This is a genomic window from Serratia nevei, assembly GCF_037948395.1.
In the GTDB taxonomy this organism is placed as follows: Bacteria; Pseudomonadota; Gammaproteobacteria; order Enterobacterales; family Enterobacteriaceae; genus Serratia; species Serratia nevei.
This window is the reverse complement of the sequence record NZ_CP149940.1, coordinates 1740257-1759980: the sequence shown is the minus strand read 5'-3', so window position 1 is coordinate 1759980 and position 19724 is coordinate 1740257. Positions and strand designations below refer to the sequence as shown.

The following is a 19724-nucleotide window of genomic DNA, read 5'->3' as shown; positions in this document are numbered from 1 at the left end:
GAGGACGCAGAGAGCCTGTATGCGCATCGTTAAACTTTCCCCCCAGTCGCTAGCGTTTCCCTCGCCTGAGGGCGCCCTGCGCGACCCTAACGGCCTGCTGGCTATCGGCGGCGACCTGACGGCGCCGCGGCTGCTGGCGGCCTACGAGCGCGGCATTTTCCCCTGGTATTCGCCGGGGGAAGCGATTCTGTGGTGGTCGCCCGATCCGCGTGCGGTGCTGTTCCCGACAGAGTTTCATCTCAACCGCAGCCTGAAACGCTTTTTGCGCCACGATCCGTTTCGCATCACGCTCAACCACAACTTCGCCGCGGTGATCGCCGCCTGCGCCCATCGGCCGGATGAAGGCACCTGGATCGGCCCGGAGGTACAGCGCGCCTATCAGCATCTGCACCGCCTCGGCTACGCGCACTCGGTGGAGGTATGGCAGGATGATCAACTGGTCGGCGGCATGTACGGCGTGGCGCAGGGCGCGTTGTTCTGCGGCGAATCGATGTTCAGCCGCGTCACCAACGCCTCAAAATGCGCATTGATGGCCTTTTGCCGCCATTTTGCCGCTTATGGCGGGGAATTGATTGACTGCCAGGTGCTGAACGCTCACACTGCCCGCCTTGGCGCGCGTGAAATTCCGCGCCGTCAATTTTTGCAGCAGCTCAGCACCCTTCAACGGCGGCCTTTGGCGCTGGCGTGCTGGGAGCAGCAAGTCATATCCCCACAGCCGGTTGAACCGCCCTCTCCAGTAAACTAATTGGTGGAAACGGTGCAATGTTCACCGACACATCTTTACATAATGGGGGTTTTTCGGCATTATCTTGCCGGTTAAAAACTAAGGTAGTTAGACCTAGAGGATTCGATGGCCAAAGAAGACAATATTGAAATGCAGGGCACCGTTCTTGATACGCTGCCGAACACCATGTTCCGCGTTGAATTGGAAAACGGGCACGTGGTAACCGCACACATCTCCGGTAAAATGCGTAAAAACTATATCCGCATCCTGACGGGCGACAAAGTCACTGTAGAGCTGACCCCGTACGACCTGAGCAAAGGCCGCATTGTCTTCCGTAGCCGTTAATCGGCTCACCGCGCGCCACACGCTGGCGGCATCGAGGATGTAATCCCTCGGGAGCCCTTTCCGTTTACCCCCGCAGCGACGTTACACAACGGGTTGCAGGTGCGCAGGTAAACTGAGAGGGCTCACTCGTTTCTGTTGTACGGTGAATCTCACCCATAAAAAAAGCGATGCCGAAGCATCGCTTTTTCTTTGCCTGAAGGCAGCCTTAGTGTACCGCGCCCTCGTCCGCCTTGCGTTTGGCGGCGCTGAGGAAGTGGTAGGTCAGCTGTTTCTTGTCCTTGTCCAGCTCGACCTTCACGGAACCGCCGTCCACCAGCGAGCCGAACAGCAGTTCGTTGGCCAACGGTTTTTTCAGGTTCTCCTGCATGACGCGCGCCATCGGGCGAGCCCCCATCGCACGGTCGTAGCCCTTCACCGACAGCCAGTCGCGCGCTTCGTCGCTCACTTCCAGCGAGACGCCCTTCGCATCCAGCTGCGCCTGCAGTTCGACGATGAACTTGTCGACCACCTGCTGGATCACCTCGGTAGACAGATGGTTGAACCAGATGATGTTGTCCAGACGGTTGCGGAACTCCGGCGTAAACACCTTCTTGATCTCTTCCATCGCGTCGGTGCTGTTGTCCTGCTGCACCAGGCCGATCGATTTGCGTTCGGTTTCCCGTACCCCGGCGTTGGTGGTCATCACCAGGATCACGTTGCGGAAGTCCGCCTTGCGGCCGTTGTTGTCGGTCAGCGTCCCGTTGTCCATCACCTGCAGCAGCAGGTTGAACACGTCCGGATGCGCCTTCTCGATCTCATCGAGCAGCACCACCGCATGCGGATGCTTGATCACCGCATCGGTCAGCAGCCCGCCCTGATCGTAACCGACATAGCCCGGAGGCGCGCCGATCAGACGGCTGACGGTATGCCGCTCCATGTACTCGGACATGTCGAAACGCAGCAGCTCGATATCCATCGCCTTGGCCAACTGTACGGTGACCTCGGTTTTCCCGACCCCGGTCGGCCCGGCGAACAGGAAGGAACCGACCGGCTTGCGCTCGTGGCCCAGACCGGCGCGGCTCATCTTGATCGCTTCGGTCAACGCTTCGATCGCCTGATCCTGGCCGAACACCAGCATCTTCAGGCGATCGCCCAGGTTTCTCAGCACGTCGCGATCGCTGGCCGACACGGTTTTCTCCGGGATGCGAGCGATGCGCGCCACCACGGATTCGATATCGGCCACGTTGACGGTTTTCTTGCGCTTGCTGGCCGGCATCAACCGGCTGCGGGCGCCCGCCTCATCGATCACGTCGATCGCCTTGTCCGGCAGATGACGATCGTTGATGTATTTCACCGACAGCTCCACCGCGGCGCGGATCGCCTTGGCGGTATAACGCACGTCGTGGTGCGCTTCATACTTGGCCTTCAGGCCGTTGATGATCTGAACGGTCTCTTCCGCCGTCGGCTCGGTGATGTCGATCTTCTGGAAACGGCGCGCCAGGGCGCGATCCTTTTCGAAGATGTTGCTGAACTCCTGGTAGGTGGTCGAGCCGATCACCCGGATCTTGCCGCTCGACAGCAGCGGTTTGATCAGGTTGGCGGCATCCACCTGCCCACCGGAAGCCGCGCCGGCGCCGATGATGGTGTGAATTTCATCGATGAACAAAATGCTGTTCTGATCCTGTTCCAGCTGCTTGAGCAGCGCTTTGAAACGCTTCTCGAAGTCGCCGCGGTATTTGGTGCCGGCCAGCAGTGAACCGATATCCAGCGAATACAGCGTGCAGTCCGCCATCACTTCCGGCACGTCGCCCTGCACGATACGCCAGGCCAGGCCCTCGGCGATGGCGGTCTTGCCGACGCCGGATTCGCCGACCAGCAGCGGGTTGTTTTTACGACGGCGGCACAGCACCTGAATCGCGCGCTCCAGCTCACGATCGCGGCCGATCAACGGATCGATGCCGCCCACACGGGCCAACTGATTGAGGTTGGTGGTGAAGTTTTCCATACGGTCTTCCCCTCCGGACTGCTCTTCGTTCACCGGGTTTTCCGCATTCGGCGCTTGGCCCGGCTCGTCTTTACGCGTGCCATGTGAAATAAAGTTCACCACGTCGAGACGGCTGACGTCGTGTTTGCGCAGCAGATAGGCCGCCTGCGACTCCTGCTCGCTGAAGATGGCCACCAACACGTTGGCGCCGGACACTTCGCTGCGGCCGGAAGATTGCACATGGAAGACCGCGCGCTGCAGCACGCGCTGGAAGCTGAGCGTCGGCTGAGTGTCGCGCTCTTCTTCGCCGGCGGGCAGCGTCGGTGTGGTTTGTTCGATGAAGGCTTCCAGCTCCTGGCGCAACGCGGCCAGATCCACCGTACATGCCTCAAGCGCTTCTCGCGCGGCAGGGTTGCTCAGCAACGCCAGCAACAGGTGCTCCACGGTCATAAACTCGTGTCTGTGCTCACGCGCCCTGGCGAAAGCCATGTTGAGACTGAGTTCCAGTTCTTGATTGAGCATAAGCACCTCCCCAATAGATTGCCTTATTCAGGCTTTTTCCAGCGTACAAAGCAACGGATGCTCGTTCTCCCTTGCGTACCGGTTCACATGGACGACTTTGGTTTCCGCCACCTCGGCGGTAAAAACACCACAGATCGCCTTGCCTTGATAGTGGACCGTGAGCATCAGTTGCGTTGCGCGTTCAATATCATAAGAAAAGAACTTTTGCAGAACGTCAATCACAAATTCCATCGGTGTGTAATCGTCGTTGTTAAGTATAACTTTATACATAGACGGCGGTTTTACCGCATCGATTTGTTTTTCTTCGGCCAAGTGTTCAAAGTTTAGCCAGTCGTTGTTATTGCCCATCGCTGCTCATCTTCTCTGCTCTGCCCTCTTATATGGGGGCAGGTTTCGGTTATTCAAAGTGGGGGATAGTTACTATTTTATCATCTTCGGCTTCGTCCCGCCGCACTGTAACGTGCGCAAAAAAACGGGCCAATTGTGACTGAATCGTGGCAATAGCGTTACCTGCTTCAAACTTTGGTGAACTGCTCCCCGCCGACAAAAGCCGATCCCTTGACGGCCCGATCATTTGCTCTAGAGTGTAAATTCGTGGCTGGTGGTCTTTTAACCACCCTTTGTCCACGCTGCTACCCGCCCACGGCGGGTGCGAAATCAGTTATTCATCTCACTTAAAATAGCGTTGCGAGGGATGTAAAAGCATGGAGACGGGTACTGTTAAATGGTTTAACAACGCCAAAGGTTTTGGCTTCATCTGCCCAGCCGGCGGTGGCGAAGATATTTTCGCGCATTATTCCACCATCAAGATGGATGGTTACAGAACGTTGAAGGCGGGCCAGCAGGTCAGCTTCGACGTGCATCAAGGGCCAAAAGGGAACCATGCCAGCCTTATTGTGCCGGTGGAAAGCGAGGCGCTGTCCTAAACGCTTCCGGCAGCGTCGCGCTGCATTGACCGTGACTGCGATAAAAATGCCAGCCGCCGTGTGACTGGCATTTTTTATGCCTTTTACTTACTCGCGCGCCAGCGCATCGATCGGATTCAGCCGCGCGGCATTGCGCGCCGGCAGATAGCCGAACACCACCCCGATGCCGGTGGAACAAAGGAACGCGCTCAGCAACGCCGCCGGCGGGAAGCTGATCTGCCAGCCCGGCAATACCAGCTGCACCGCCAGACCGATGGCGAACGACAGCGTAATCCCCAGCGCGCCCCCCACCAGGCAGACCAATACCGCCTCGATCAGGAACTGCTGCAACACGTCGCCGGAACGGGCGCCCACCGCCATGCGGATGCCGATCTCGCGCGTGCGTTCGGTCACCGACACCAGCATGATGTTCATCACGCCGATACCGCCGACCACCAGCGAAATCACCGCCACCAGCGTCAGGAACAGCTGCAGCGTGCGGGTGGTTTTCTCGGCGGTTTGCACCAGGCTGTCCATGTTATAGGTGAAGAAGTCCTTCTTGCCGTGGCGCAGCGTCAACAGGCGCGACAGCTGCTGTTCCGCTTCCTTGCTGTCGTAACCGTCGCGGATGCGCACGGTGATCGAGTCAAAATAATTGTTGCCCATCAGCCGGTTGGCCATGGTGCTGTAAGGCACCCACACGTTCAGCGTCTTGCTGCTGCCGAACATCGACTGCTTCTCCTTGGCCACGCCGACCACCGTCGCCGGCATATTGCCTACCAGGATCACCTCGCCCACCACGTTCTTCTGGTGCGGGAACAGCCGCCGCTGGGTATTGGCGTCGATCACCACCGTCTGCGCCTGCGACTGCACCTGCAGCGGATCGATGCCGACGCCTTGGGTAAAGCTCATGCCGTACACGCGGAAGAACTGCTCGCTGACGCCGTTGACGTTGGCCGCCGCGTCGACGTTGCCCAAGCGCAGCCGCATGCTGCTGCTGATGCTCGGCGACAGCGCGCTGATGTAAGGCTGTTCGCGCAGCGCATCGAGATCGCCGTATTTCAACGATTGCCGGTAGGTCGGATCGTCATCGCCGAAGTCCTTGCCGGGGTAGATGTCGACGGTGTTGGTGCCGATGGATTTGATATCCGCCAGCACCATCTGCTTGGCGGCGTCGCCGATCACCAGGATCGACACCACCGAGGCAATGCCAATAATGATGCCAAGCATGGTCAGCGCGGTGCGCATCTTGTTGGCCGCCATCGCACGCCAGGCCATCACCAGCGCCTCGCGGAAACGGCCGCCCACCTGCCGCCAGGAAGCCGCCGCCGCGGCCAGCGCCAGCGGCTTGGCCTGCGCATTCTCCTGCGGTGCCGGACGCGAATCGGCGATAATCTCGCCGTCGCGGATCTCGATGATCCGCTCCGCCTGGCGCGCTACCGCCGGATCGTGGGTCACCAGGATCACGGTGTGGCCCTGGGCGCACAGCTGTTTGAGGATCGCCATCACTTCTTCGCCGGAGTGGCTGTCGAGCGCGCCGGTCGGTTCATCCGCCAGGATCACCTGCCCGCCATTCATCAGGGCGCGGGCGATGCTGACGCGCTGCTGCTGGCCACCGGAAAGCTGGCTCGGCCGGTAGTTGACGCGCTCCCCCAGCCCCAGACGCCGCAACAGCGCCACCGCCCGTTCGCGCCGCGCCGCTTTGCCCAGCCCCGCATACACCGCCGGCACTTCGACGTTGTGCGCCGCACTCAGGTGCGGCAGCAGATGATAGCGCTGAAAGATAAAGCCGAAATGCTCGCGCCGCAGCTGCGCCAGCGCATCGTCGCTCAGGGTGGCCACATCCTGCCCGGCCACCCGATACACGCCGGCGCTCGGCTTGTCCAGACAGCCGAGAATGTTCATCAGCGTCGATTTGCCGGAGCCGGAGGCCCCCATGATCGCCACCATTTCACCGGCTTCAATGCTCAGGCTGATCCCCTTCAGCACCTCCACCGTCTGCTCGCCGGAACGGTAGCTGCGGCGGATGCCGCTCAGCTGCAACAGCGCCGCCATCAGCCGGCCTCCACGCCGCCGCGGCTGACGATCACCTCATCGCCCGCCTCGAGGCCGCTGAGGATCTGCACGTCGATATTGTTGCGCAGGCCGATAGCCACCTCGCGCTTCTCTTCCTTGCCCTGTTTCAGCACCGAGACGTGGTAGCGATTGTCGGCGATCTGATCGCCCAGCGCCGCCAGCGGGATCACCAGCGCCTGCTCGACGCCGGCCAGCTGAATATGCACCTGCGCCGTCATTTGCAAGCGCAGCAACCTTTCCGGGTTGGGCACTTCGAAACGCGCATAATAGAAGATGGCGTTGTTGACCTTTTCCGGCGTCGGCTGAATGTCTTTCAGCACGCCGTCGAAGCGCCGGGTCGGATCGCCCAGCACCGTGAACCAGGCCTTCTGACCCGGCTTGAGGTTAATGACGTCGGCCTCCGATACCTGCGCCTTCACCAGCATGGTGCCGAGATCCGCCAGCGTCAGAATGTTCGGCGCCTGCTGCGCCGCGATCACCGTCTGGCCTTGCAGCGTGGTGATCTGCACCACGTCGCCATCCATCGGCGCCTCGATGCGGGTATAGGCCAGGTTGATCTTGGCGGTATCCAGGCTGGCCTGGTTCCGCGCGATCTGAGCATTGATGGTGCCCACCTGCGCCTTCTTCACCGCCAGCTGCGTCGCCGCCTGATCCAGATCCTGGCGCGACACCGCCTGCAGCTTGGCCAGCGCCTGGTTGCGCTGCAGCGTGACCGCCGCCAGCTGCTGTTCGGCCTGCGCCTGCAGCAGTTGCGCATGCAGTTCACGCAGCGTCGCCTCGCCTTCGCGGATGCTGTTCTGCGCCTGTTGCGGATCGATAACCCCCAGCAACTGGCCTTTCTTCACCTTGTCGCCGATCTCGACATACAGCTTTTCCAGCTGTCCGCTGACCTGCGCGCCGACGTCGACCTTGCGCACCGCGTCCAGTTGGCCGGTCGCCAACACGTTCTGCTGCAGATCGCGCTGGGTGACCTTTACCGTTTTGAAATCGGTTGGCGCCGGATGGCGAAAGTGCCAAACGGCCGCCGCGGCAAGCGCCGCAATGACCGCCAGAACGAGTATCCAGCGGCGTTTATGTCCTTTAAACCCTGTCAAAATTGACCTGCCTGTGCTTGTGAATATCAACCGCCCATTGCGGCGGCGGAGCTAAATTAGCACGCACCGTAGGGAATAACTAAACCTTAGCTCAACACAATGTGGAGACACGCCTGGTTACAGTTCAGCATTGAACTCCCGTTTAGTGAAGCCTTGATGAAATAGCGCCATTCAATACAGCCAAGGATTTCATCATGTCACAGCTCAGCTACCCACTCGCCTCCGCCCGGCCGCTTAACGGCTGGCAACTGATGACGGCGCTGATCAATGGCGAAAAGGCACCGAGCAACGCCTGGAAAAAAACCTCGTTTCGCCTGAAGTTTCTCGGCCGTTCGCTGCTCAACTGGCGCACTACCAGCGGCCTGCTCAGCACCCTGGCCAGCAACCCGCTGCTGGAAGAGATCCTGAGCGCGCAGCCGAACCTGCCGTGCAAACTGCATCGCCCGTATCTGGCGGCCAACATGAGCAAGATCGAATGCCTGTTCGCCCTGCGCGATCATTACGATCTCATCGCGCAGCGCATGCCGCTGAAGATGCGCCTCGGCCACCTCGGCCCGCAGTCTTTCGTGCTGGCCAGCGCGATGGGCAAAAACGAAGCGCCGATCGCGCTGGAACTGGCGGCGATCGACAAGCTGAATAAGGAAGGGGAAGCCACGCTGCTGCTGCGCAACGCCAACGGCGTGATGCTGGCGGAGATCACCTTTGCGCTGATGCATTATCAGCAGCAACCCACGCTGTTCATCGGCGGCCTGCAGGGCGCCAACCATGAGGTGCCGCACGCCGAGATCCAGCACACCACCAAAGAGTGTCACGGCCTGTTCCCCAAACGCCTGGTGCTGGAAGGCATCTGCACGCTGGCGCGGCACCTCGGTATCCGCCAGATCGTGGCGGTCGGCAACGCCACCCATATCTATCAAAACTGGCGTTACCAGAGTAAGAAGAAGGACAAACTGCACGCCGATTACGATCAGTTCTGGCTGTCGATGGGCGCCAAACCGCTCGACAGCGGCTATTTCCTGCTGCCCGAACGCATCGCTCGCAAGCCGATCGAAGAGATTGCCAGCAAGAAGCGCGCCGAGTATCGCCGCCGCTATCAGCTGCTGGACGAGCTGGAACAAGGATTGGCGGCGCATTTCTGCGCCCGATAACGCCCGGCTGGCCGTCAGTCCGCCCGGCCGCGCGCCAGCCAGATCACCCGTGAGAACATTTTCTTCAGCAGCGGCGGCACCGAGTCCGTGCCCCATTCGCCGGCCTGCATCGCGACCTCGATCGCCAGATCCGGCTTCGACGAGTGGTGGACCGCTTTCAGGATCACCTTGCGCACCGGCATCTGCGCGTTGAGCGGCACCGACGCCATCCGGTGATAAACCGGGCCGAACCCTTCGCGGAACATGAAGTGCTCCATGTCCGGCGCCGGCAGCGCGGTCAGCCGATCGCGCTCGTTGTCTTCATGATTGTCCAGCAGGCTGCGCACGGTATTGGCGTACTTTTTGCCCGCCTCGTCGCCGTCCACCAGCGCATGCCACTCGATGCCCATGCGGCGGGCAAAGCGCAGCAGCGGCTTCAGGCCGCACTGGGCGAATTCGATGACCCTCACCCCTTCCGCCTCGAAATGGTAGCCGCACTGGCGCGCCAGCTCGTTCAGCAGCCACACTTCGGTCTCGCCTTCCACCAGCAGCCAGCAGCGGGCGAACAGCGACGACGGCCGGTTGAAACGGATGTGAAACGCGATGCGCCGCCCGTCTTCGGCGCTCAGCCCGCGCGGCCCGAGACGGTAGGTCGCGACCCGCCCCGACTCGCGCACCAGCCGGCAGACGTGCTCCACCGGCACCAGCGACACCAGTTCGCTGGAGTTGGTGGTGGTGATGCGCTGCAGCGGCAGCTGATTGAGCAGCCCCCAGGCCACCGACAGCATGATCGGGTGCAGGCGAGTTTCCGGGTCTTCCACCAGCAGCAGCGGCCGGGCATGCGGATCCAGCTTGACGTCGCCCTTGGCCTGCAGCAGGGTGGAAAACATCCCGAGCAGGATCAGGCGCATGCTGCGGCTGTTCGGTTCGGCCACCATGCGGTTGATGCCATCCAGCGCACGCCAGGCATCCTGCTCCGGTTCGCCGCCGCGGCGGCGCGGCCGCGCCACCTGCGAACTCTGCTCGGCAAAATAGTGCTCCAGCAGCTGCTGCATGGCCGCCAGGCCCTGGCGCAGCTCACCGTTGGTCAGCTTCTGCGGATTGCGCACCAGCTCGCGCGTCAGCTGATCCAGCTGCTGCGCCAGCGCCTGGGTATCGGGTTTGCGTTCATCGCCGAGGCTGCTGGGGCGCAGGCGGCGAATAAAGCGCGCGTCGCGCAGGCGCAATACCGGGTGGATGCGGATGATGGCGTGGGCCAGCTGTTCGATATGGTGCAGTTGAAAGGCGTTGCCGTCGGCGTCGAGAAAACCGCGCCAGGTGCACACCGTGCCGTCGTCGGCCAGCTCGCCCTCGCAGCGATAATGAATGCGGCTCAGGCCATCTTCCCCCTTGACCCACAGCGGCGTCAGGTGGCGATAGCGCGGCAGGTGCGCATGGCCGATGTCTTTTTCGCAGAAGGTGAACACCACCTGCAGGTGGCGCTCTTTGGCCGACTCTTCACCGGGGGGAAAATGAAAGTCGTGCGCTTCAAACCGATACAGCTTCTGCTCCGGCGCCAGCAGCAGCGTCAGCGCATCCAGCAGGCTGGATTTACCCCAGGCGTTTTCGCCGAGCAACAGCGTGTTGTCGTCCAGCATCAGGGACAGCCGATTAATGCCGCGAAAACCTACAATTTCGATACGCTCCAAGAACATCCGCCGCCTCCCGTGCGCGCCGTCGCCTCTTCAATGAGGTGACCTTCACAGAGCATGGTCAAAAAACCCCTTGCAGGTCAAGCGGCCAACGTCAAATCTGCCGCTTTACTCCGGCCGGGCTTTTGGTTAGCGTGTGCTCCTCGCCGCCGTTCGGCGCGCTTCAAAACTCAAGGACACAAGCTGCACCATGTACTCAGGACTGTTGATTATTCTGTTACCGCTGATTGTCGGTTACCTCATTCCCTTACGCCATCGCCCGCTGCTGGTGCTGATCAACCGTCTGCTGAGCTGGATGGTGTACGTGATCCTGTTTTTCATGGGTATCAGCCTGGCGTTCATGGAAGATCTCAGCAGTAACCTGGTGCTGATCTTCCAGTACAGCGCGGTGTTCTTCTTCTGCATTCTCTGCGCCAATCTGCTGTTGCTGGCGCTGCTGGAGCGGCGCATGCCATGGCGCAGCAGCCATAAACAGGAAAAGCTGCCTTCGCGCGTGCACATGGCGCTGGAGTCGCTCAAGCTGTGCGGCGTGGTGCTCGGCGGCTTCCTGCTCGGCCTGACGCAGTGGCAATGGCTGCAGTTCGCCCATAAAGGCAGCGAATATGCGCTGATCTTCCTGCTGTTGCTGGTCGGCATTCAGCTGCGCAACAGCGGCATGACGCTGCGCCAGATTGTGCTCAACCGCCGCGGCACGCTGGTGGCGTTGGTGGTGACCGTCGCGTCGCTGGCCGGCGGCGCGCTGGCGGCGCAGCTGCTGGGGCTGCCGGTCAAGGCCGGGCTGGCGATGGCCTCCGGCTTCGGCTGGTATTCGCTGTCGGGCATTCTGATCACCGACGCCTACGGCCCGGTGATGGGCAGCGCCGCGTTCTTCAACGATCTGGCGCGCGAGCTGGTGGCGATCATGCTGATCCCGACGCTGGTGCGCCGCAGCCGCTCCACCGCCCTCGGCCTGTGCGGCGCCACCTCGATGGACTTCACCCTGCCGGTGCTGCAGCGCAGCGGCGGGCTGGACATGGTGCCCCCCGCCATCGTGCACGGCTTCCTGCTCAGCCTGCTGGCGCCGGTGCTGATCGCCCTGTTCTCCTGATCCTTTCCCCTGGGGGCCGCCCGGCCCCCAAAGCGTAATAATTCCCATCCGCACGGCAAAATTGCGCTAAATCAAACTTGCCCGCAGTAGTCGCACAAAAGCCTTTTGCAACCCCGATCGCCGATCTATGCTTTTAAACAAGCATTACAAATGCAACTTTAAAAATAAAAGGAAGCGACTATGTTCTGTGTGCAATGTGAACAAACCATCCGTACCCCGGCAGGCAACGGCTGCGCGTATGCTCAGGGCATGTGCGGCAAGACGGCGGAAACCTCCGATCTGCAGGATCTGCTGGTGGCGGCGCTGCAGGGGCTCTCCGCCTGGGCGCTGCAGGCGCGTTCGCTGGGCATCGTCGACCACGAGATCGACAGCTTCGCCCCGCGCGCCTTCTTCTCCACCCTGACCAACGTTAACTTCGACTCTCAGCGCATCATTGGCTACGCGCGCGAAACCCTGCTGCTGCGCGATTCGCTGGCCGCCCGTTGCCGGCTGCTGGACGCCGGCGTACGCGTCGATCACCCGATGGCGGCGCTGCAGCTGGCCGGTGACGATATGCCTGCGCTGCTGCAACAGGCGGCGCAGTTTGCCCTCAACAGCGACAAGGCCGAGGTAGGCGACGACGTCCACGGGTTGCGCATGCTGTGCCTGTACGGCCTGAAAGGCGCGGCGGCCTATATGGAACACGCGCACGTGCTCGGCCAGTTCGACGAGCAGCTCTATGCCGACTACCACGCCTTTATGGCCTGGCTCGGCACCCGGCCGCGCGACGTCGACACCCTGCTGAACAACGCCATGGGCATCGGCAAGATGAACTTCAACGTGATGGCGATCCTCGATCGCGGCGAAACCCAGGCCTACGGCGATCCGCAGCCCAGCGCGGTCAACGTGCGCCCGGTAGCCGGGAAAGCCATTCTGATCTCCGGCCACGATCTGAAAGATCTGCGCATGCTGCTCGAACAAACCGAAGGGCAAAACGTCAACGTCTACACCCACGGCGAAATGCTGCCGGCGCACGGCTATCCGGAACTGAAAAAATTCAAGCACCTGGTGGGCAACTACGGCAGCGGCTGGCAGAACCAGCAGACGGAATTCGCCAAATTCCCCGGCCCGATCGTGATGACCTCCAACTGCATCATCGATCCGAACGTCGGCAACTACGGCGATCGCATCTGGACCCGCAGCATCGTCGGCTGGCCGGGCGTCAATCATCTGGAAGGCGACGACTTCGGCGCCGTGATCCGCCAGGCGCAGGGCATGAACGGCTTCCCTTACACCGAGATTGAGCACCTGATCACCGTCGGCTTCGGCCGCCAGACGCTGCTGAACGCCGCCGACACGGTGATCGATCTGGTGTCGCAGAAAAAACTGCGCCACGTCTTCCTGGTCGGCGGCTGCGACGGCAGCCGCGACGAGCGCAGCTACTTCACCGACTTCGCCCGCAGCGTGCCGCAAGACTGCCTGATCATGACGCTGGCCTGCGGCAAGTACCGTTTCAACAAGCTGGACTTCGGCACCCTGGAAGGGCTGCCGCGCCTGCTGGACGTCGGCCAGTGCAACGACGCCTACTCCGCCATCATGCTGGCGGTCAAGCTGGCGGACACGCTCGGCTGCAGCGTCAACGAGCTGCCGCTCAGCCTGGTGCTGTCCTGGTTTGAACAGAAGGCGATCGTCATTCTGTTGACGCTGCTGTCGCTGGGGGTGAAAAACATCGTCACCGGCCCGACCGCGCCAGGCTTCCTGACCGACAACCTGATGGCGATCCTCAACGAGAAATTCGGCCTGCGTCCGATCACCACCGTCGAGCAGGATATCAACGCGCTGCTCGCCTGATGCCGTTACGTTATGGGGCCGCCTACGCCGGCCCCTTTGCTTTTTGAGGTGCCCCGATGACTCAACCCACTCCGCTTTGCCCGAACCGCATGCAGGTGCATTCCATCCGGCGTGAAACCGCCGACGTCTGGACGCTGAACCTGATCTGCGACGTTTTCTACCCTTATCAGGCGGGCCAGTTTGCGCTGGTCAGCATCCGCAACAGCGAGGAGACGCTGCGCGCCTATACGCTCTCCTCCTCGCCCGGCCAGAGCCGCTTTCTCAGCATCAGCGTGCGCTGCCTGCCGGACGGCGTCGGATCGCGCTGGCTGACGCAAGAGGTCAAGCCCGGCAACACGCTGTGGTTGTCCGACGCGCAGGGCGAGTTCAGCTGCGAGCGTCACCCGGCCGATCGTTATCTGATGCTGGCCGCCGGCTGCGGCGTGACGCCGATCGTCTCGATGTGCCGCTGGCTGACCGCCAACCGTCCGGCCTGCGATATCGCCGTGATCTTTAACGTACGCACCCCCGCCGACACGATTTTCGCCGATCAATGGCGCGCGCTGTGCGCCGCTCATCCGCAGCTGCGCCTGACGCTGATGGCCGAGCGGGATCTGCAACCCGGCTACCTCAGCGGCCGCATCGATGAACAGACGCTGCGGCAGGCGGCGCCGGATATCGTCGAACGCACGGTGATGACCTGCGGCCCTGCGCCCTACATGGAACAGGTGGAGCAGCTTTGCCGCCGGCTCGGCGTGCCGGCCGAGCGTTTCCATAAAGAGCAGTTCCACACGCCGACAACGCAGGCCGATGCCACCGAAGGGCTGACGCTGCGCGCCGCCCGCCCGCTGCGCGAATTCCGCGTGCCGGTCGGCAGCACGCTGCTGGCGGCGATGGAGGCCAATGCCCTGCCGGTCAACGCCGCCTGCCGCGCCGGGGTGTGCGGCTCGTGCAAAACCCGCATCCTCGAGGGCGACTACACCACCACCAGCACCATGACGCTGAGCGCGGAAGAGGTAGCTCAGGGCTATGTGCTGGCCTGCAGTTGCCAGCTGCAGGGCGACGTCACGCTGGCGTGATCCCCTGGCCCCATCGCCGCGATGGGGCATTTATCGGCAAGCTCCCTCATCCCCGCCCGGTTACACTTTCCTCCGTCCTACGCTCTTTACCCTTCCTGACCGCATCTCGTCCACAGCCGGTAAGCTATGCTTGCAGTTGTTCTGCTGCCACTCACCGGATCGAGTACACATCGTTTTTCAAACCATGTTTGGGGGAACCATGAAGCAAACCGTAGCCACACTGATCGCCAAAACGCTGGATCAAGCCGGCGTAAAACGCATTTGGGGCGTGACCGGCGATTCGCTCAACGGCCTGAGCGACAGCCTGCACCGCATGGGCACCATCGAATGGCTGGGCACCCGCCATGAAGAGGTGGCCGCCTTCGCCGCCGGCGCCGAAGCCCAGCTCACCGGCCAGCTGGCGGTGTGCGCCGGTTCCTGCGGCCCCGGCAACCTGCACCTGATCAACGGGCTGTTCGACTGCCACCGCAACCATGTGCCGGTGCTGGCGATCGCCGCACACATTCCTTCCAGCGAAATCGGCAGCGGCTACTTCCAGGAAACGCATCCGCAGGAGCTGTTCCGCGAATGCAGCCACTATTGCGAGCTGGTTTCCAACCCGGAACAGCTGCCGCGCGTGCTGGAGATCGCCATGCGCAAGGCGATCCTCAACCGCGGCGTCTCGGTGGTAGTCTTGCCGGGCGACGTGGCGCTGCGCATGGCGCCGGAGGACGCGACCCTGACCTGGCATACCCCGGCGCTGCCGCTGGTGCAGCCGCCGATGAGCGAGCTGAACAAGCTGGCGGAGACGCTGAATCAGGCGAAGAACATCACCCTGATGTGCGGCAGCGGCTGCGCCGGCGCGCACGATGAGGTCGTCAAGCTGGCCGAGCTGCTGCAGGCGCCGGTGGTGCACGCGCTGCGCGGCAAGGAGCACATCGAGTGGGATAACCCGTACAGCGTCGGCATGACCGGGCTGATCGGCTTCTCCTCCGGCTATCACGCGATGATGAACGCCGACACGCTGGTGCTGCTCGGCACCCAGTTCCCCTACCGCGCGTTCTACCCCACCAACGCCAATATCATTCAGATCGACATCAACCCCGGCAGCATCGGCGCGCACTGCCCGGTCAACATGGCGCTGGTGGGCGATATCCACACCACCCTCAGCGCCCTGCTGCCGCAGCTGGAGCCCAAGCGCGACCGGGCGTTCCTCGACAAGGCGCTGGAGCATTACCGCAACGCGCGCAAGGATCTCGACGGGCTGGCGACCGCCAACGACGACCAGCCGATCCACCCACAGTATCTGGCGCAGCAGCTCAGCCAGTTCGCCAGCGACGACGCCATCTTTACCTGCGACGTCGGCACGCCGACGGTGTGGGCCGCCCGCTACGTGAAAATGAACGGCAAGCGCCGCCTGCTCGGTTCGTTCAACCACGGTTCGATGGCCAACGCCATGCCGCAGGCGATCGGCGCCCAGGCCACCGCGCCGGATAAACAGGTGATCGCCATGTGCGGCGACGGCGGCTTCACCATGCTGATGGGGGATTTCCTGTCGCTGGCGCAGCTCAAACTGCCGGTGAAAATCGTAGTGTTCAACAACAGCGTGCTGGGGTTCGTGGCGATGGAGATGAAGGCCGGCGGCTATCTGACCGACGGCACCGACCTGCATAACCCGGACTTCGCGGCGATCGCCAACGCCGCCGGCATCAAGGGCATCCGCGTGGAAAAAGCGTCGGATCTGGACGGCGCGCTGCAGGAGATGTTGGCGCACCCCGGCCCGGCGCTGCTGGACGTGGTCACCGCCAAGCAAGAGCTGGCGATGCCGCCGCAGATCAAGTTCGAACAGGCGAAAGGCTTCAGCCTGTACATGCTGCGCGCCATCATCAACGGCCGCGGCGACGAAGTGGTCGAGCTGGCGAAGACCAACTGGCTGCGCTAAGCAAGCTGCCCCGGTGAAATAAAGGGTATATGATGCCATGTACCCTTTTCCTCTCCCTTACATTCCAGGAACCCTATGCTTATCGATCTACGCAGCGACACCGTCACCCGCCCCAGCGCCACCATGCGCCAGGCGATGGCTCAGGCAGAGGTCGGCGACGACGTCTACGGCGATGACCCGACGGTCAACGCGCTGGAGGCCGAGGCGGTACGCCTGTCGGGCAAAGAAGCGGCGCTGTTTTTGCCCAGCGGCACCCAGGCCAACCTGGTGGCGCTGCTGAGCCACTGCCAGCGCGGCGACGAGTATCTGGTCGGCCAACAGGCGCACAACTATAAATACGAGGCCGGCGGCGCGGCGGTGCTGGGCAGCATCCAGCCGCAGCCGATCGAGGCCGACGCGGACGGCACGCTGCCGCTGGACAAGCTCGCCGCCGCCATCAAACCCGACGATATCCACTTCGCCCGCACCCGGCTGCTGAGCCTGGAAAACACCATCAGCGGCCGAGTTCTGCCGCAGGCCTACCTGCAGCAGGCGTGGCAGTTTACCCGCGAGCGGCAGCTGGCGCTGCATATCGACGGCGCGCGCATCTTCAACGCCGCCGTGGCGCTGAACCTGCCGTTGAAAGAGATCGTGCAATACTGCGACACCTTCACCATTTGCCTGTCAAAAGGATTGGGCGCACCGGTCGGATCGCTGCTGTGCGGCAGCGAGGCCTTCATTCAGCGCGCGCTGCGCTGGCGCAAGATGACCGGCGGCGGGCTGCGTCAGGCCGGCATCCTGGCGGCGGCCGGTCTTTACGCTTTGGAGCATAACGTCGCGCGGCTGCGCGAAGACCATGACAACGCGGTCTGGCTGGAGCAACAGCTGCGGCAGATCGGCGTAGAGATCGCCGAACCCGGCGCACAGACCAACGTGCTGTACCTGCGCCAATCGCCTGCGCTGGCGGCCAAATTCGGCCCGTGGATGCGCGAACGCGGCGTGCTGATCAGCAGCGGCCCGCTGACGCGCATTCTGACCCACCTCGACGTCAGCCGTCAGGATCTGCAGCGGGTGGTCGAGCTGTGGCGGGAGTTCCTCCAGCAGCACGCCTGATCCCTCCTCCCCGGCGCGCCGGGGAGCCCTTCACCGCCCACCGATGGCCTCGACAAAACGGCGAGTGATCTGCTGCGGGCGCGTAATGGCGCCGCCCACCACGACCGCATGCGCCCCCAACGTCAGGCAGCGTGCGGCCATCGCCGGCGTTTCGACATTGCCCTCGGCGATGACCGGCACCGGCACCGCCGCCAACACCGCGCGCAGAAAACCGAAATCGTCCTCCGCCAGTCGGGCGCCCCGGCTTTCGGCGGTATAGCCGTGCAGCGTGGTGCCCACGCAGTCGAACCCCAACCTGGCAGCCTCTTGCGCCTCTTCCACGGTGGCGATGTCCGCCATCAGCAGCAGCCGGGGATACCTGGCGCGGATCGCGGCAACCAACGCCGCCAGCTGCAGCTCCCCTGGCCGAGGGTGGCCGGTCGCGTCCAGCGCAATCATCTGTGGCGCCGCAGCCATCAGCTCATCGATTTCACGCAGGGTCGGCGTGATATAGACATCGCTACCGGCATAATCGCGCTTGATAATGCCGATCACCGGCAGCGCCACCGTGCGCATGATGGCTTTAACGTCTTCGACGCCGTTGGCGCGAATCGCCGCCGCACCGCCTTGCTCGGCCGCCAGCGCCATGCGTGCCATGATAAAATCGCTGTGCAGCGGCTCGTCGGCCAGTGCCTGGCAAGACACCACCAGCCGGCCCTTAATCTGCTGCAAAATGGAAAGCGTCATAAATCCAACAACTCCTCGACTTCGTTTTTAATAATGGTCACGTGCGGGCCATAGATCACCTGAACGCCGTTGCCGCGAACGATCACCGCCCGCGCGCCGCTGGCCTTCAGCCCGCCCTCGTCCAGCAACCGGCTCTGTTTTACCGTCACGCGCAGCCGCGTGGCGCAACAATCCAGTTCGACGATATTCTCTTTGCCACCCAGCGCCGCCAGCACCTGCTGCGAGCGTTCGGTGCCGCTCATCACCGCTTCCGGCACGGTTTCCACCTCGCGCCCCGGCGTTTTGAAATTGAAGCGCAGGATCAGGAAACGGAACGTGAAGTAGTACAGGAAGAACCAGGGCACCCCGACCAGCGGCACATACATCCAATGGGTTTTCGCTTCGCCCTGCAGCACGCCGAACAGCATGAAATCGATAAAACCGCCGGAGAACGTCTGGCCGATGGTGATATGCAGAATGTGCGCGATCGCAAACGCCAGGCCGTCGAACAGCGCGTGCACCACGTACAGCGCCGGCGCGATGAACAGGAACGAGAATTCGATAGGCTCAGTGATGCCGGTCAGGAAAGAGGTCAGCGCCGCCGACAGCAGCAGCCCGCCGACGCGCTTGCGGTTCTCCGGGCGCGCGCTTTGGTACATCGCCAGGCAGGCGCCGACCAGGCCAAACATCATGGTGATAAAGCGGCCGGACATGAAACGCGCCGTGCCGATGTAGAACTGCTGCGTATTCGGGTCGGCCAACTGGGCGAAGAAAATGCGCTGCGTGCCTTCCACCAGCTGTCCGTTGATCACTTCGCTGCCGCCGAGCGCGGTGGTCCAGAACGGCAGGTAGAAGATGTGATGCAGGCCGAACGGCCCAAGCATGCGCAGCACGAAGCCGTAGATAAAGGTGCCGAGATAGCCGCTGGCGTCCACCAGGCCGCCCATGCCGAAGATCAGCCGTTGGAAAGGCGGCCACACCACGGTCATCAGGGCGCCGACCGCCATCGCCGCCAGTGAGCTGACGATCGGCACAAAGCGCGAGCCGCCGAAAAAGCCCAGGAACGGCGGCAGCGCTATTTTGTTGTAGCGGCCGTGCAGATACCAGGTCACCAGACCGATGACCACCCCGCCGAACACCCCGGTCTCCAGCGTCTGGATCCCGAGAATCGTTCCCTGCCCCACCGCGCCGGCGTTCTGCGTGGCCAGCGTGCCGTTGATTTTCAACAGCGCATTGATGGTGGCATTCATCACCAAATAGGCGATCAGCGAGGCCAGCCCCGCCGTGCCCTTGTCGCTTTTGGCCAACCCCACCGCCACGCCGACCGCGAACAGGACCGCCAGGTTGGCGAACACGATGGCGCCGGCGCTGGCCATCACCGTAAATACGCTTTGCAGCCAGCCGACGTCGAGCCAGGGATACGCCTCGACGGTATTGGGGTTGGACAGCGCACCGCCGATCCCCAGCAGCAGGCCGGCCGCCGGCAGCACGGCGATCGGCAGCATGAACGATTTGCCGAACAGCTGGGCTTTTTCGAACCAGCCGCCGGAGCGTGACAATTCTGGTGTTGACATAAATTTTTCC

General features: G+C 62.5%; 16 protein-coding genes. 9 read left to right on the top strand and 7 right to left on the bottom strand.

Translation table 11 applies throughout. The annotated features are described in order from the left end of the window. Positions 1 to 19 precede the first annotated feature (19 nt). The gene (gene aat, locus V8N38_RS08330) at positions 20 to 745 is read left to right on the top strand and encodes a leucyl/phenylalanyl-tRNA--protein transferase (protein WP_147839500.1); all 726 of its coding nucleotides are present in this window, start codon (positions 20 to 22) and stop codon (positions 743 to 745) included. A 105-nt stretch (positions 746 to 850) separates the two neighbouring features. Further along, entirely contained in the window at positions 851 to 1069 is a 219-nt protein-coding gene (gene infA / locus V8N38_RS08325; RefSeq protein WP_002211347.1) for a translation initiation factor IF-1, read from the top strand. Between the two features lie 205 nt (positions 1070 to 1274). Here the strand turns inward: infA and clpA are convergent, their stop codons facing one another. Both clpA and clpS read right to left on the bottom strand, forming a co-directional pair. After that, positions 1275 to 3554 (bottom strand): ATP-dependent Clp protease ATP-binding subunit ClpA, encoded by a 2280-nt coding sequence (clpA, locus tag V8N38_RS08320; protein WP_004928343.1) that lies wholly within the window; start codon positions 3552 to 3554, stop codon positions 1275 to 1277. Between the two features lie 27 nt (positions 3555 to 3581). Beyond that, complete coding sequence (gene clpS, locus V8N38_RS08315; protein ID WP_004928347.1) at positions 3582 to 3902, bottom strand: ATP-dependent Clp protease adapter ClpS; 321 nt, start codon at positions 3900 to 3902, stop codon at positions 3582 to 3584. Between the two features lie 356 nt (positions 3903 to 4258). Between clpS and cspD the strand changes: the two genes are divergently transcribed. Continuing rightward, positions 4259 to 4480 (top strand): cold shock-like protein CspD, encoded by a 222-nt coding sequence (gene cspD / locus V8N38_RS08310; protein ID WP_004928349.1) that lies wholly within the window; start codon positions 4259 to 4261, stop codon positions 4478 to 4480. 87 nt (positions 4481 to 4567) lie between these two features. Here the strand turns inward: cspD and macB are convergent, their stop codons facing one another. Continuing rightward, a complete protein-coding gene (gene macB, locus V8N38_RS08305) occupies positions 4568 to 6514 on the bottom strand; it encodes a macrolide ABC transporter ATP-binding protein/permease MacB (protein WP_047727959.1) in 1947 nt (648 codons plus the stop codon). Next, positions 6514 to 7578, bottom strand: coding sequence for a macrolide transporter subunit MacA (macA, locus tag V8N38_RS08300; RefSeq protein ID WP_230200980.1), 1065 nt, complete (start codon positions 7576 to 7578; stop codon positions 6514 to 6516). Before macA ends, macB begins: the two co-directional genes overlap by 1 nt. Positions 7579 to 7823: 245 nt before the next feature. Between macA and V8N38_RS08295 the strand changes: the two genes are divergently transcribed. Next, positions 7824 to 8777, top strand: a complete 954-nt coding sequence (locus tag V8N38_RS08295; protein ID WP_060421702.1) for a VirK/YbjX family protein — start codon at positions 7824 to 7826, stop codon at positions 8775 to 8777. Between the two features lie 14 nt (positions 8778 to 8791). Here the strand turns inward: V8N38_RS08295 and V8N38_RS08290 are convergent, their stop codons facing one another. After that, positions 8792 to 10450 (bottom strand): ATP-dependent endonuclease, encoded by a 1659-nt coding sequence (locus V8N38_RS08290; RefSeq protein WP_038880734.1) that lies wholly within the window; start codon positions 10448 to 10450, stop codon positions 8792 to 8794. A 187-nt stretch (positions 10451 to 10637) separates the two neighbouring features. Here V8N38_RS08290 and V8N38_RS08285 point away from each other — a divergent pair, with 187 nt between their 5' ends. The 5 genes from V8N38_RS08285 to ltaE all read left to right on the top strand — a co-directional run bounded on the left by V8N38_RS08285 (position 10638) and on the right by ltaE (position 17435). Then, positions 10638 to 11534, top strand: coding sequence for a lysine exporter LysO family protein (locus V8N38_RS08285; protein ID WP_004928363.1), 897 nt, complete (start codon positions 10638 to 10640; stop codon positions 11532 to 11534). A gap of 180 nt (positions 11535 to 11714) precedes the next feature. Next, on the top strand, positions 11715 to 13364 hold the full coding sequence (gene hcp, locus V8N38_RS08280) for a hydroxylamine reductase (RefSeq protein ID WP_060421649.1): 1650 nt from the start codon (positions 11715 to 11717) through the stop codon (positions 13362 to 13364). Positions 13365 to 13420: 56 nt separating this feature from the next. Beyond that, entirely contained in the window at positions 13421 to 14422 is a 1002-nt protein-coding gene (gene hcr, locus V8N38_RS08275) for an NADH oxidoreductase (RefSeq protein WP_087762264.1), read from the top strand. Between the two features lie 199 nt (positions 14423 to 14621). Beyond that, the gene (gene poxB, locus V8N38_RS08270; RefSeq protein WP_147839501.1) at positions 14622 to 16343 is read left to right on the top strand and encodes a ubiquinone-dependent pyruvate dehydrogenase; all 1722 of its coding nucleotides are present in this window, start codon (positions 14622 to 14624) and stop codon (positions 16341 to 16343) included. 75 nt (positions 16344 to 16418) lie between these two features. Continuing rightward, positions 16419 to 17435: a low-specificity L-threonine aldolase gene (gene ltaE / locus V8N38_RS08265; RefSeq protein WP_087762262.1), complete on the top strand. Its 1017-nt coding sequence runs from the start codon at positions 16419 to 16421 to the stop codon at positions 17433 to 17435. A gap of 30 nt (positions 17436 to 17465) precedes the next feature. On the opposite strand, the gene V8N38_RS08260 is transcribed toward ltaE, so the two are convergent. Both V8N38_RS08260 and V8N38_RS08255 read right to left on the bottom strand, forming a co-directional pair. Continuing rightward, positions 17466 to 18161 (bottom strand): N-acetylmannosamine-6-phosphate 2-epimerase, encoded by a 696-nt coding sequence (locus V8N38_RS08260; RefSeq protein ID WP_087762261.1) that lies wholly within the window; start codon positions 18159 to 18161, stop codon positions 17466 to 17468. Beyond that, on the bottom strand, positions 18158 to 19714 hold the full coding sequence (locus V8N38_RS08255) for a PTS transporter subunit EIIC (protein ID WP_089185756.1): 1557 nt from the start codon (positions 19712 to 19714) through the stop codon (positions 18158 to 18160). The genes V8N38_RS08260 and V8N38_RS08255 overlap by 4 nt, the downstream gene beginning before the upstream one ends. Between the last annotated feature and the right edge of the window lie 10 nt (positions 19715 to 19724).